This is a genomic window from Luteimonas saliphila, assembly GCF_016774335.1.
GTDB classification, from domain to species: domain Bacteria; phylum Pseudomonadota; class Gammaproteobacteria; order Xanthomonadales; family Xanthomonadaceae; genus Luteimonas; species Luteimonas saliphila.
Map to the genome: position 1 here is coordinate 342441 of NZ_JAETWA010000047.1, position 13754 is coordinate 356194.

A 13754-nucleotide genomic window follows, 5' to 3' on the forward strand; every position below is an offset into this window, starting at 1 on the left:
GGCCCATCGCTGCAGGAGTGCGAACAGCCCGCGACGGTGTCGTGGCCCCGGCTGGCCGCGTCCACGGGGCCTTGCGGCGCCCACGCCTAGAATCGACAACATGACGCCACCGCTTCCCCACGTGGTCATCGTCGGCGGCGGCTTCGCCGGACTCTGGGCCGTCCGCGCGCTGCGGAACGCGCCGGTCCGCGTCACCCTGCTCGACCGCGGCAACCACCACCTGTTCCAGCCGCTGCTCTACCAGGTGGCCACGGCGGGCCTGTCCGCGCCCGACATCGCCGCGCCGCTGCGCCAGATCCTGCGTCGGCAGGAGAACGTCGAGGTGCGGATGGCGACCGTGTCGCGCATCGATGCGGACGCCCGCCGCGTGGAGATCGAAGATGCCACCGGCGGGCAGCTGCTGGATTTCGACTACCTGATGCTCGCCAGCGGCGTCACCCACGACTATTTCGGCAACGACGAGTGGGCCGCGCACGCGCCCGGGCTGAAGACGCTCGACGACGCGCTCGACCTGCGCCGCAAGCTGCTGCTCGCCTTCGAACGCGCGGAGTCGGAATCCGATCCCGACGAACGCGACGCCTGGCTGAGCTTCGCGATCATCGGCGGTGGTCCCACCGGGGTCGAGCTGGCGGGCACGCTGTCCGAGATCGCACGGCACACGCTCAAGGGCGAGTTCCGCAACATCGATCCGGCGCGTGCCCGGGTGCGGCTGGTGGAAGCCGGACCGCGGGTGCTGGCCTCGTTCCCGGACGACCTGTCGTGCAAGGCACGCACGCAACTCGAGAAGCTCGGCGTCGAAGTCCATACCGGCGTGCCGGTGGAGGAGATCACCGCCGAGGGCTACCGTCGCGGCGACGAGTTCGTGCGCGCCCGGACCGTGGTCTGGGCCGCCGGTGTCGCGGCCTCGCCGCTGGCGCAATGCCTGGGGGTGCCGCTCGACCGCGCCGGGCGGGTACGGGTGCAACCGGATCTCTCGGTGCCGGGGCACCCGTGCATCTTCGTGGCCGGCGACCTCGCCGCGGTCGACCGGGCCGACGGCAAGCCGGTGCCGGGCGTGGCGCCGGCGGCCAAGCAGATGGGCCGCCATGTCGCACGCACGATCCGGGCGCGGCTGGACGGACGCGAGGGCGCGCCCTTCCGCTATCGCGACTACGGCAACCTCGCCACCATCGGCCGCATGGCCGCGGTGGTCGACCTCGGCGCCTGGCGGTTCTCCGGGATGCTGGCCTGGTGGTTCTGGCTGCTGGCGCACCTGTTCTTCCTGGTCGGTTTCCGCAACCGCAGCGTGGTGCTGCTCAACTGGTCGGTGGCGTACTGGACCCACCAGCGCGCGGCCCGGATCATCCTCGGCGGCGACGATCGTTCCGATACAAAGTAACGATCTCCACGCGTGAGTGCGCACGTCTGCGCGTGCCTTGCTTCGGCTAGGATGGCGCGTCCCCCGGAACGCCGTCCGCATGACCGAGATCCCGCTGCAGAACCTGCTGATCGCGCTCGCGGTGACCACCGGCGCAGGACTGGCGACGGGACTGGGCAGCCTGCTGGTCTTCGCCTCGAAGAAGCCCAATGCGAGGCTGCTCGCGTTCGGCCTCGCGTTCGCCGGCGGCGCGATGGTCTACGTCTCGCTCGCCGAGATCCTCAACAAGTCGGTCGCGTCGTACACGCTGGCCTACGGCGACCGGATGGGATTCACCTGGGGCACGCTGTCGTTCCTCGCCGGCGTGCTGCTGATCGTCACCATCGACCGGCTCGTGCCCAACCCGCACGAACGGCTCGAGGTCGACGATCCCTATTTCCGCCAGCACAACCGCGACTACGTCAAACGCGTCGGCCTGCTGACCGCGATCGCGATCACCGCGCACAACTTTCCGGAAGGCCTGGCGACGTTCTTCGCCACCCTCGAGGATCCGGCGGTCGGCATGCCGCTGGCGTTCGCGATCGCGATCCACAACATCCCCGAAGGCATCGCGATCGCGGTGCCGGTGTACTTCGCCACCAACAACAAGGCCTACGCCTTCGTCGCCTGCCTGCTGTCCGGCCTGGCCGAGCCGATCGGCGCGATCATCGGTTACGTGCTGCTGCGGCCCTATCTGTCGGACGCGGTGTTCGGCGGGGTGTTCGGCTTCATCGCCGGGGTGATGGTGTTCCTGGCGCTCGACGAACTGCTGCCTGCCGCCAAGCGCTACGCCAAGGGCCACGAGACCGTGTACGGCCTGGTCACCGGCATGGCCGCGCTGGCGATCAGCCTGGTGCTGTTCAAGTGGTAGGCCGCGCAGCGCTGCCGTCGGCGGGCTGATCACGCCTCCGGATCGGCGGATCCGGTCGTCCGGCCGCGTCGCACGCGTTCGAACCGGCCGATCGGGACGACCGCCCTCCGCCCACCGCGCATCTTGCCGGGCACTTTTCCGGTGGAGGACGCCCCATGCGGGCCCGGCTCGGCATCTTCGCGGCGCGCGCGGCGCTGATCGTGTTCTCGCTCGCCTGCGTGGCCACAGCGGCCTACGCCTTCGCCTATCTGTACTTGGCCTACCGCACCGGGGATCCCTTCGCGCAGCAGTTCGCGGTGTCCGGCCTGGACGTGCCGGCGCACTTCTTCGGCGCGGGGCTGGCGCTGTTGCTGGTGCCGCTGCAGCTGGCGGGCCGCGTACGCCGGCGCTGGCCGACCCTGCATCGCATCGGCGGCTGGCTCTCGGCCGCCGCAATCCTGGTCGGGGGCCTGTCCGGCTTGTCGCTCGCCCAGCACGCGCAGGGCGGCTGGCCCAGCCGGCTGGGTTTCGGCCTGCTGTCGCTGATGTGGCTCGCGATCACGGCCAACGGCATCCGGCTCGCGGTCGCGGGCGACATCGCCCGACACCGGCGCTGGATCGCCTACAGCGTGGCCCTGACCGCGGGCGCGGTGACCTTGCGGCTGATGCTCGCGGTCGGCGCCGGCGTGCTGCAACTGCCGTTCATGCCGGTCTACGTCACCGCGGCCTGGGCGAGCTGGTTGCTCAACCTCGCGATCTGCGCCGGGCTGCTGCGCATGGCTGACCGCGGGTGGTTCAGGACGGCAGCGACCGCCCGCCCGCATGACGGCGCCGGTAGGCGCTTGGCGTCTCCCCGACCATCCGCTTGAAGGCTGTGTTGAACGTCGACTTCGAGGTGAATCCGGCGTCGTAGGCGATCTCGAGGATGCTGCGGCCGTCGCCGGGATCGCCGAGGCGGTCGCGGACCGCCTCGATCCGGTGCCGGTTCACGTACTCCCAGAAGTTGCCGCCGAGGCGGCGGTTGATCACCATCGAGACCAGGTACTCGGGATAGCCGCTGCGGCGCGCGAGCTGGGCGATGGTCAGTGCCGGTTCGCGGTACATCGCCTGTCCGGACATCAAAGCCGACAGGCGCGCCGCGACGTCGTCGACACGCGGATCGTCGCCGTCGGCCGGCGCCTGGGCAGGCTCCCGGGCCGATGGCAGCGCCGGCAGCGGTTCGGTGACGGGCGGCTGCCCGAGGCTGAACCACCCCGCGACGCAGACCCAGCCGGCGACGGCGCCATAGATCATGAAGTAATCGACCCCCGGCATGTCGGCGAGCGCATGCAGCGCGGCGATGCCCCAGATGACGAACTGGCACCCCGCCAGCGCCGCCAGCCAGCGCAGCGAGAGCCGGTCGGCATCCGAGCGCCGCGCGCGCAGCCAGCGGCGATAGCGCCGGATCTCCAGTGCCGCGGCCGCAAGGTAGGCGAACGCGACGGAGAACAGCAGCGGATCGAACCAGCGCTGGTGCCAGTCGCCGGCGGCCGGCAGGGCGGTGTCGGCAAGGCAGCGCCCCATTGCCCATCCCAGCGCCAGCAGCAGCCAGATTCCATGCAGCAGGGCCCGCCATCCCGGATCGCGTCCGCCCACCAGCGCACGCACGTAGAGGAAGAACAGCGGGGCATAGGCGAACGGCAGCAGGCGCGCGACCGTGAACGCGCCGTCGACACCCGAGTCCGGCCAGGCCAGGTGCGAGGCCTTGATCGCCAGGTCGGCCGCGATCACGCCCAACCAGAACGCCAGCACCCGGTTGGCCGGCACATTCATCGGCCGGCGCCACAGCGCGAGCGCGAGCATCGCGGCTTGTGCAGCGCCGATCGCGTAGACGACGATCCAGAATTTCATTGCGTGCGAAGTGGGCCTGTGGACGCCGGGCCGCACAGGGTAGCAGCGGCCACGAAAAAGCCCGGCCGCGGGGCCGGGCTTCTCGTGGTCGTGCGCAACGCGCTGGTCAGGCCGCGAACAGCGCCTTCATCTTCTTCAGCGCGTTGGCCTCGACCTGGCGGATGCGCTCGGCCGACACGCCGTACTCGTCGGCCAGTTCCTGCAGCGTGAGCTTGCTGTCGGGATCGAGCCAGCGGCGCTTGATGATGTCGCGCGAACGCTCGTCCAGGCGGGCCAGTCCGGCGCGCAGCAGCTCCAGCCGGTTGTCGGCGCTGTCGCCGCGTTCGTAGGCCTGCGCCGGATCCTCGTCGTGCGCGATCAGGTACGCCGACGGCGACGGCGGCGCGTGCTCGTCGTCCTCGTCGGACGGTGCATCGAAGCCGATGTCGCGGCCCGACAGGCGCGACTCCATCTCCAGTACCTCGCGCTCGGACACGTTGAGGTCCTTCGCCACCGCGCTGACTTCCGCGGCGTTCAACCAGCCGAGTCGGGTCTTGCTCTTGCGCAGGTTGAAGAACAGCTTGCGCTGCGCCTTGGTGGTGGCGACCTTGACGATGCGCCAGTTCTTGAGGATGAACTCGTGCATCTCGGCGCGGATCCAGTGCACCGCGAAGCTCACCAGGCGCACGCCGATGTCGGGGTCGAAGCGCTTGACCGCCTTCATCAGGCCGATGTTGCCTTCCTGGATCAGGTCGCCGAGCTGCAGGCCGTAGCCGCTGTAGCCACGGGCGACGTGGACCACGAAGCGCAGGTGCGAATGCACCAGCTCGCGCGCGGCGTCGAGGTCCTCTTCGTCGCGGAAGCGGCGCGCGAGCGCCTGCTCGTCGTCGACCGAGAGCACCGGGATCTGGTGGACCGCGCCGATGTAGGCTTCCAGCGAACCGAGCGGAGTCAGCCCGGTGAAGCTGGGAACCGGCAGGTTGTTGGCAACGAGGGCTTGGGTCATGGGGGTCTTCATGGTGGTGAGTTTAGCAGTCGGCATATCTGACTGCTAAGGGGCCAGGAAGTTCCCAGCATTGCACTGGTGGAACAACCGCTCGCCAGCTGGGGAGACCGCCGCTGGAACCGTGGCGATTCGCTGCGCGCAATCGTCCACCTGGAACCACCCCTCACCGGCGACTCAATAAATTAACTTATGCATCAATCACTTGCAACATTCCACCTGTCCCGCTGCGTGGCAAGTCGCGGGTGCGGTGTCGGCGCCGGGGCGCAGCGCCGACCACCCGGTTCGGAGCTTCCGGTGCGTATGCGGACGGCCGCGCCCTGTCCCTGCGTCTGGACGCCGGCATGGGAACCCTGCGCCGCCGGCCCGATGCGCTGCGCCGGCTTAGGCCAGCGCCTCAGGGGGTCGCAGTCACCTCGCAAGCGAACTCGATCCGCACGCCGCCGCCCACCGGCAACACCGGGATCACCAGTCCGGCCCCCTGCAGGCCCGCGATGGTCGGGGTAACCGGGCATTCCGCGTCGCCCGTGGCGCTGCAAGCGATGACCGCAGCGCTACAGTCCAGGCCGGTGACCGCGGGATCGCTCACGATCGCGCCGTCGGCGGCCAGCGGGCCTGCATTGCCCACCTGGAGCACATAGGTGACCTCGTCGCCGATCCGGGCAGAGTTCGGCGTCACCTCCTTGATGATCGATAGGTCGGCTTCGTCCGTCACCGTCACCGAAGCGGAGGCGCTGCCGGAAGCGTCGAAATCGGGAATCGTCTGCGCGTTGTGGGTCACGCCGGCCGTGTTGGTGATGGTGGCGCCAGGCGCCACGTCGGCGTCGACGGTCACCTGGAACCGGAACGACGCCGCATGGCCGGCGGAAATCAGCCCGCCGTTGCCCGGACCGGTGCCTCCGTCGAACGCGCTATCGTCTTCGCCCAGGCGAAAGACCACGCTGCCGCCCGCGAATTCGGCCTGGTCGCCGTCGGCGGCATCGCTCATCGCCCCGGTGGGGCCGCCGTTGGTGGCGCCGCCATCGTCGGTATTGTTGGTCAGGATCACCAGGCTGCCGGGCACATAGGTGGTGCCGGCCGGAACGGGGTCGGTCACCAGCACGTTGGTCGCGCCATCCTGTCCGCTGTTGTCGAAACTGATCGTGTACGTGAGCACGTCGCCGGGCTCGACATCGCCACCGTTGTCGTCCGTCACGTCCTTGACGATGGAGCTGACCAGGTCGGGAGCGAACACGTCCGTAGCCAGGCTGACCATGCCGATGTCCATGACTTCGCTGCTGCTGCCCCGCAGGCGGATGGCCGCGGAGGTGGCGCCGTTGGGCAGCTGCACGTCCGGCGGCTGGAAATCCAGGTCCATGCCCAGAGTGTTGCTGTAGTCCGGCGTGCGACCCGCGGTGACGTGGGCGCCATTCACGCTGACGGTACTGTTCCAGAAATTGTTGACCGGATTGATGCCGTTGGACACCGGGTTGAGGGTGGCCGCGCTGGTTCCGAAGGACAGGCCCGGGAGCGAGGCGTGATCGTTGCTGGCGCGGTCGCCGTCCCAGGTCAACACGCCCAGCGTGGAGTTCACCGGCCCCGTCGGCGGCGTGACGAAGGGGCCGACGCTGAGGTCGAGGATCGGATTGACTCCGTCGGCCCTCAGCCAACCGTCGAACACGCTCAGGCTGCGCGTAGGCATGCTGTTGTTCCGGTAGGCCACCACCAGGGACCAGCCGGCCCAGGTATTGTTGGTCGCGTTGCGGCTGGTGGCGATGTCGGCGACGGTGTACACACCGTTGCCGGCGGCCGCTACCTGCGCGGTCACGTCGGCGAACCCCTGGTAGTCGGGATGGCTGGGCTCCTGACCGACCAGCGAGTCGAACTGGTTGGCGGTGACGGTGGAATAGCCGCCGCCCGGCCCCGCGAACCGCACGCTGTCGCGCCCGGGCGTGGTCGGAGAGGCCTGCCCGCTCCAGTACAGCCCGGCGAACAGGACCATCGAACCCGGTGGAAGGTCCAGCGTGGCGCTGCTGGAGTTGAATGTCGCCGGATCGCCATCCACGTCGTGATGGACCATGCTGACGCCAGTGGAATTGTTGTTGAGGCCGCCGCTTCCATCCGTATGGGTACGCGAAGCCACGCACGCCGCCTGCTGCCCCGCAGTGCCTGCGGCGGGATCGCAGTGCATGTTGATGTTGCCGATGCCGGCGATGTCACCGTTGGCGATCGTCGCGTAGCGCTGGGCGAATGCTCGCTGCGCCTGCGCGGGCAGGCTGCACAGGCTCAGCCCGACCGCCGCGAGCAACAGGGCGGGGAAGCTCGCGCGGCAGCGGGAAGCGAACGGGATCCTGCTCGAGACTTTCATCAGTAGCTACCCACGAAATTGACGAACCAGCCCTTGTGGTCGTAATCGAACTCGGTCAGGTCGTCGCTGAAATCGGTGAAGTTGTAGCCGGCGCCGATACGGAAGTTACGGCCGATGTCGCGGTCGATGCCGGCCATCCAGCCCTGCCGGGTGCCGCCGTCGTCCACGTCCAGCCAGCGGTACTCGGCCATCGCGTGCCAGCGATGCAGCAGCTCGTAGCGGACCTGCCCGGCGGCGAAGGTGGTCGCCGAGTCGAACCAGTCGCCGGTGCCACGGCCGAAGCGCGCCTCGCCTTCGCGTCGCGCGAGCTTGCCGGCGAACTCCCAGCGCTGGTCGTGGCGGTACACGCCCTCCATCGACAGCACCTGGGTCCGCTGGTCGTACTGCGCGCCGCCCATCTGGCCCAGCGTCGCCAGGTCGTAGAGGTAGGTGTAGCGGCCGAACAGGCCCCACCGCGTGCTGTTCCAGGGGCGGAAGGCGAAGCCGAAGTTGCCTTCGATGAACTTCGCGCTGGCGGCCGGGTCGAGATCGTCCTGGGTGTCGGCGTAGTTGAAGCGCGCGGCGATGCGCCAGCTCTCGTTGAGCTTGTGGGTCAGGCGATGGGTGCTGACCCACTGGGTGACGCGCTCGGCACCGCTGTCCTCGCGCCACTCTAGCTTGCTCTGCCAGCTGGTGTCGGTGGAGGTGCGGCCGCCGGCGACGCTGATCGCGCGGCGGTCGATTTCGCCGCCGCTGGCGTTGGTCAGCTCGCCGTCGCTCAGGGTGAAGCCGACGTTCCAGCCCTGGGCCGGATAGAAATCCAGCCCGAAGGTGTGCGCCAGCCCGCTCTCGCGCCGGTTTTTCAGGAACTGGCTCTCGTTGAACACGTTGACCTGGTTCGACAGCCGCCAGCGCTGGCCCAGCGTCCAGCCGTTGCGCGCGTTGGGATTGAACAGCGGGTCGTAGTCGCTGCGGTCGGTCGAGTACGTGTAGCTTCCGTAGAAGCTCTGCTGCGCCGAACGCCGCCACTCGCCGTTGACCTGCGCCGCGTCGCCGCGGTCGCCGGTGGTCAGTTCGCCGCCCAGGGTGGAGAGATTGGCGAAGTTGTAGCGGCCGCCGAGGGTGAACGCGTCGTTGTCGGCGTAGGCGCCGCCGTCGTCGTCCAGGGTCAGCTGCGCGGTGCCGTAGACGTCGAGCGCGGTGCCGAAGCGGCGGGTGTAGCGCGCGGCGCCGAGCAAGCCGGCGGCATCGAGCGTGCCGCGCGTCTCCTCGACCCGGCGCAGTTCGAACGCCAGCGCGTCGAAATCGCCGATCCGCCATTCGGCCCGGGCCTGGGCCTGGGTCAGCGCGTCGCCGGCGCGCTCGGCGCGGCTGTAGCGCGCGTACACGCCGAGGTTCGGGGTGAACTCGCCCAGCACTTCGGCCCCGTACTCCTCGACCTCGGCGCCGGTATCGAAGCGCGAGATCGAGTAGCCGGCGTCGACCTGGCGCCACCATGCGCCTGCGCTCCAGGGCTGTTCGCTCCAGCCCAGTTCCTGGAAGTTGGCGCGCGCCTCGATCGCGGTGGCCTCGCCTTCGCGCGGACCGGTCGGGTTGAGGCGCGTGAAGCTCAGGCCGCCGTTGTCGGAGAAGAACACCGGCGCACTGGTGGATTCGGTGCGCGCGTGCTCGAGCTTGAGGTAGGTGCCCTTGCCAGCCTGCAGCGTGACGTCGGCCGAGGTCAGCGTGTAGTCCTCGCCGGCGCGATTCTCGTCGACGTGGGTCACCCCGATGCCGAGATGGTCGCCGAACCAGTGCTTGCCGCGCACGCCGGCGGTCACGTCGTCGGCGTCGAAGTCGTTGGGCACCCACTCGTAGTCGACGATCAGCCGCTGCTCGAACCCGTCCAGCGGCGCGTCGCGGGTCAGCGACGGCAGGTTCTGCAGGGTGATCTGCGCGAGCGGGCGGGTCAGCAGCACACGGCCCTGCAGCTCGTCGATCTCGTAGTCGGCGCCGCGCAGCAGCTCCACGCGCTGCTCGACGCGGCCGGTGGTGCGGTCGCGCACTTCCAGCACCACGCGGTCGGAGCCGGGCAGCACGTCGGTATGCCGCAGGTAGTACAGGCTGCCGCCGGTACCGATGAACTCGCTGTGGCCGGGCGCGGTCTGCGCCTCGGAGGCGAATGCGCGCAGCTGCGTCACCGGGTCGCCCCAGGCGTTGGCCATGCGCGAACGCCAGTTCAGCGCGGCGCCGTACAGCGCACGCGAGTACTGGCCGTATTCGGTTCCGGTGAAGCCGGTGGCGAAGTTGCCCCACAGCGCCTCGTTCTTGTCCCAGTCCACGCGCAGGTAGAACCGGCCCATGGTGTCGACGTCGCGCCACACGCGGGAATCGTCGCCGTAGGTGGGGTAGTACAGGTCGGGATCGAGGCGCCGAAACACGTCCTGCGGATCGGCCGAGGTGAAGCCGTCGAACAGGTCCTCGAGCGGGCGGTTCTGGGTGTCGGCCTGGGCGGTGACCAGGTACTTCCCCCCCAGCTTGGCCTTGCCGTAGAACGCCAGGCGGCCGTCGCTGAGGATGTCGTCCTCGCGCCCGGCCAGCGCCAGCGACTGGCCGGGCCCGCTGGCGTCGTTCTGGTAGACGGTGACGTCGGCCATCGCCACGCCGAAGAAGTAGCGGCCGCTGACCTCGACGTCGAGCGCGTGCACGATCGGCGCCACGCCGTCCTGGCCATCGAGGCCGATCTCGAACCGGTGCTGGCCGACCGGCACGAGGTACTCGGCGACGAACTTGCGTTCCAGGTCGACCGGATAAGACTCGCCGTTGATCCGCAGCGAACGGCCTTCTGGCAGGTTGCGGCCCTGCACGCGCACGCGCGAGCCGTAGATCGGGATGTTCTGCTGGCGCAAGCCATTGCCGGCGAACGCGTCCTCCACGAGTTGCTGCGTCAGCGCCTGGTCGCCGGTCAGCGCGGTGCCGAGCGAACGCTCCACGCTCTCGCGCACCTGGCCGCGGGCGCGCTCGACCTCGTCCGGACGCACCAGCTGCAGCTTGCGCGGCGAGGTTTCGTCGAAGTTGCCTTGCGCGTCGAAAGCGCGCAGTACATAGACCAGTTCGTCCCCGGCGCGCAGGCGCAGGTCCGCGGGCAGCTCGCCGTTCCATTCGCTCTGCACGGCGGCCTCGACCGGCAGGTCGATGCTCGCCACCGGCGATACCAGGTCGCCGTCGTTGCCGCGGTAGATCCGCAGCTCGTAGCGGTCGACGAAGGCGGTGTAGTTGCTGCGCACGAACAGGCGCACCGGCTCGACGATCCGCCCCGCGTCGAAGGCGACCATCGACGGCGCGGTGATGCTCAGTTCCGGCATGCCCAGGTCGGGATCTTCCGTGGCCCAGAGTGCCCCTCCGCCCGGCAACTGCACCGAGAACGTGCCGCGCGCCACCGCGCGACCCGGCTGATCGAGTGCGACCGACACGCGGCGGTCCGGCTGCAACGCCGCGGAGGACGACTGCGCGTCGGTCCCGCTGGTGACCGGCTGGTCGTAGCTGCGCGTGCGCACGCGGAACACCAGCTCGCCGCTGTCGTCGCTGCAGTCTTCTTCGCCGCATTCGATCGCGGCCGTCGCCGGCGTGGCCTGCTGCGCCGAGGCGCTGGCGCTGATGCCGGCGAGGATGCCGATCAGGGCGGTGTCGAGCAATTTCATCTTCATGGTCCGGATCCCCCTTACCTGCGTTCCGTGCCGACGGGGGCCGCCGGATCGCTGCTTGCCTCGACCCGCACCTTCGCGCGGACCTCCGGACTCAACCGCTGCGCGAGTGCCTGTTGCACCGCGCTGGCGCGTCGCAATCCGAGCGCGGCGTTGTAGGCGTGCGAGCCGCGGACGTCGGTGTGCCCGACGATCGCCACCACGCCGCCGCCAAGCTGTTCGAGCCGTCTTGCGACCGCGTCGAGCAGGCCTTCGAACTCGAGCCGGATCCGCGACTGGTCGGTGTCGAACAGCACCGTGCCCAGCAATGCGCCGCCGGCATCCACGCCCGCGATCAGGCTGTGCGGGTCTTCGACGCGCGTACGCAGGACCACGCTCAGTCCAGCCTGTGCCTCGCCGCCCACCTGCGTCTGCAGCGCATCGCGCACCGCGGCCGCGCGGGCGAAGGCCAGGCCCTCGCTGTCGCCGTCGGCGGTGATCACCACCTCGCCGCCGCGATGGCGCTCGACCTGTGCGGCCATCCGCGCGATCGCAGGCAGGTAGGCCTCGCGCACCTCGGCGCTGCCGGGCGTGAAGATCACCTCGCCCAGTTCCAGTTCCACCCGGCGTTCGCCGCCCGGCAGCACCTGCACCGGCAGTTGCACGCCGAAGTCGAAGCGCACCGGCAGACCCGGGGTCACGCGCCGCACCAGCGGATTGGCGGTGGTGAACGGCGTGCCCGGCGGCAGCGTGACCGGATCGACCTTGAGGATGAAGTTGCGGCCATGGCCCCAGTCGCCGCCATGCACGTCGGCCAGGTGGTAGCGGCCGTACTGGTCGGTCTCGATCAGCACGCCCTCCACCGACGCGATGCGCACGCCGGGAATGCCGCGCTCGTCGATACCCGCGTTGGAGACCACGTAGGCGACGTCGAACCCGCCTTCCACAGCGGACACTACGCGCTCGACCGTCGGCTCGGCCGCGTTCAATCCCTTCGCCGCCTCGCCGCTGCGTTCGAGCATGGTGTTGCCGGCGGCATCCATGCGCAGGGTCGCGCCCTGGGCGCTGGTCAGCACGAAATCGCCGGTGAAATCGGCCGAGCGCAGGCGCTGGCGGATCACCACCTGGCGCGCCTCCACCGGATCGGCTTCGGACTGCCGCGCCGCGATCGCGCCCACGTCGATGCCATGCAGCAGCGGCGCGCTGGCGTCGGCCACCGGCTGCGGGCCGTCGCCTCGGTCGATCGTGGTGGAACCGGCGATGTAGGCCGCGGGCGCGAAACCGCCCTGCACGCGTACGTCGCCCAGATCCGCGCGATCCTGCCAGCCGTCACCATCGCGGTCGTCGAAGACCGTGCCGAAGACCAGGCTGTCGTCGAGAAGTGGATCGTTGTCGAGCGCGACCTGCGCGGTCGCGACGTTCGAGATCGGCGTGTTCGTCCCGTCGACCGCGACCGCCTCGTTGACGTGCATGCCGGCGCGCACGCCCGCGCCCACGCGCAGCAGGTAGACGATGGTCGCCTGTCCGCCGGCGTCGATATCGAGTCCGCCGATGCGCAGCGGATGCCGGCCCTCCAGGGTGAAGGCGCCATCGCGGTCGGTCACCGCCATCGAACCCTCGACGTAGCTGAAGCCGTCCGGCGGGGTGTCGACGAGGGTGGTGCCGGTGATGTTGACCGCGCCGATGTTCTCGACCGTCAGCGTGTAGCGAACCAGGTCGCCGATCGCGACGTTGCGCACGGCGACGGCCTTGACGATTCGCAGCAGCGCGTCGTCGGACAGCTCGTGCCGGGTCTCGCAAACGGTGCATTCGGGCTCGACGTCGGTGGATTCGCCGACCACCACGTTCTCGACGCTGCCGCTCGCCTCCGCCGTGACCGTGGCCGGGTAGGTGAAGGTGTAAACCCCGGGCACGGTCCCCGTGGGCAGCGTGCAGACCACGGTGGCGCCCTGCGCGGCGCAGCCCGCGGGCAGCGCGCCCAGCGCGAGCCCCGGCCCCGGGGTGTCGACCAGTCGCACGTCAGCGCGCGTGGCGGAATTCTCCACCGTCGCCGTCAGCGTGTACTCGATGACGTCGCCCACGCGGACCTCCTGGTCCTCGCCGGGCGTCGCGTGCTTGGCGATGACCACCCGCGGCTCGACCAGCGGATGCCGGGTGCTGCAGCTGCCGCACGTCGGCGGCTGGCCACCGGTGCCGGTGCCGCCGCTGGCGGCGACCACGTTGCTCACGAGGACGGTGGCATCGGCATTCACCGTCGCCGTGTAGGTCAGCGCGTAGTTACCCGGCAGCGTGCCCGCCGGCAGCGTGCAGGTCAGCGAGCCCGAGCAGGCGAACGCGCCCGCATCGATGACTTCGCCGAAGCTCAGGCCCTCGCCCAGGGTGTCGACCAGGGTCAGCACCTCGCGCGTCGCCGAACGTTCGACCGTCGCCTGCAGGGTGTAGGTGATGACATCGCCCGCACGCACCGGGGTGTCGCTGCCCGGGTTGGAGGACTTGGTCACGGTGACCACCGGCGCGATCACGTCGTGCTCGGTCGCACACGTGGTGCACTCCGGATCCGGATCGCCACCGGGCGGGTTGCTCGCCGTCACCACGTTGCCCAGCGTGCCGGTCGCGTCGGCGTCCACGGTCGCGGTGTAGGTCAGCGC

The 13754-nt window shown here is 69.8% G+C and carries 8 protein-coding genes; 3 read left to right on the top strand and 5 right to left on the bottom strand.

The genetic code is table 11. The features are described 5' to 3' along the window. Positions 1–100: 100 nt before the first annotated feature. The 3 genes from JMO03_RS19940 (at position 101) to JMO03_RS19950 (ending at position 3115) form a co-directional block, all read left to right on the top strand. Entirely contained in the window at positions 101–1378 is a 1278-nt protein-coding gene (locus tag JMO03_RS19940) for an NAD(P)/FAD-dependent oxidoreductase (RefSeq protein ID WP_202845505.1), read from the top strand. 79 nt (positions 1379–1457) lie between these two features. Beyond that, a complete protein-coding gene (gene zupT, locus JMO03_RS19945) occupies positions 1458–2267 on the top strand; it encodes a zinc transporter ZupT (RefSeq protein ID WP_202845506.1) in 810 nt (269 codons plus the stop codon). Positions 2268–2422: 155 nt separating this feature from the next. Beyond that, entirely contained in the window at positions 2423–3115 is a 693-nt protein-coding gene (locus JMO03_RS19950) for a DUF2306 domain-containing protein (RefSeq protein ID WP_202845507.1), read from the top strand. Here JMO03_RS19950 and JMO03_RS19955 read toward each other — a convergent pair. The 5 genes from JMO03_RS19955 to JMO03_RS19975 form a co-directional block, all read right to left on the bottom strand. Further along, positions 3042–4136: a helix-turn-helix domain-containing protein gene (locus JMO03_RS19955; protein ID WP_202845508.1), complete on the bottom strand. Its 1095-nt coding sequence runs from the start codon at positions 4134–4136 to the stop codon at positions 3042–3044. The two genes, JMO03_RS19950 and JMO03_RS19955, sit on opposite strands and share 74 nt — an antisense overlap. Positions 4137–4242: 106 nt before the next feature. After that, entirely contained in the window at positions 4243–5121 is an 879-nt protein-coding gene (gene rpoH, locus JMO03_RS19960) for an RNA polymerase sigma factor RpoH (protein WP_425491867.1), read from the bottom strand. Positions 5122–5515: 394 nt separating this feature from the next. Beyond that, positions 5516–7465, bottom strand: coding sequence for a DUF11 domain-containing protein (locus tag JMO03_RS19965; RefSeq protein WP_202845510.1), 1950 nt, complete (start codon positions 7463–7465; stop codon positions 5516–5518). After that, the gene (locus tag JMO03_RS19970) at positions 7465–11130 is read right to left on the bottom strand and encodes a TonB-dependent receptor (protein ID WP_202845511.1); all 3666 of its coding nucleotides are present in this window, start codon (positions 11128–11130) and stop codon (positions 7465–7467) included. The genes JMO03_RS19965 and JMO03_RS19970 overlap by 1 nt, the downstream gene beginning before the upstream one ends. A 14-nt stretch (positions 11131–11144) precedes the next feature. Next, positions 11145–13754 (bottom strand): OmpA family protein (locus JMO03_RS19975; protein WP_238346340.1); only part of this gene is annotated, 2610 nt, incomplete at its 5' end.

Bases quoted from the DNA above. Each gene is read 5' to 3' on its own strand.
- rpoH (WP_425491867.1), bottom strand. From the start codon at position 5,121: ATGACCCAAGCCCTCGTTGCCAACAACCTGCCGGTTCCCAGCTTCACC.
- zupT (WP_202845506.1), top strand. From the start codon at position 1,458: ATGACCGAGATCCCGCTGCAGAACCTGCTGATCGCGCTCGCGGTGACC.
- JMO03_RS19940 (WP_202845505.1), top strand. From the start codon at position 101: ATGACGCCACCGCTTCCCCACGTGGTCATCGTCGGCGGCGGCTTCGCC.
- JMO03_RS19965 (WP_202845510.1), bottom strand. From the start codon at position 7,465: ATGAAAGTCTCGAGCAGGATCCCGTTCGCTTCCCGCTGCCGCGCGAGC.
- JMO03_RS19950 (WP_202845507.1), top strand. From the start codon at position 2,423: ATGCGGGCCCGGCTCGGCATCTTCGCGGCGCGCGCGGCGCTGATCGTG.
- JMO03_RS19970 (WP_202845511.1), bottom strand. From the start codon at position 11,130: ATGAAGATGAAATTGCTCGACACCGCCCTGATCGGCATCCTCGCCGGC.
- JMO03_RS19955 (WP_202845508.1), bottom strand. From the start codon at position 4,136: ATGAAATTCTGGATCGTCGTCTACGCGATCGGCGCTGCACAAGCCGCG.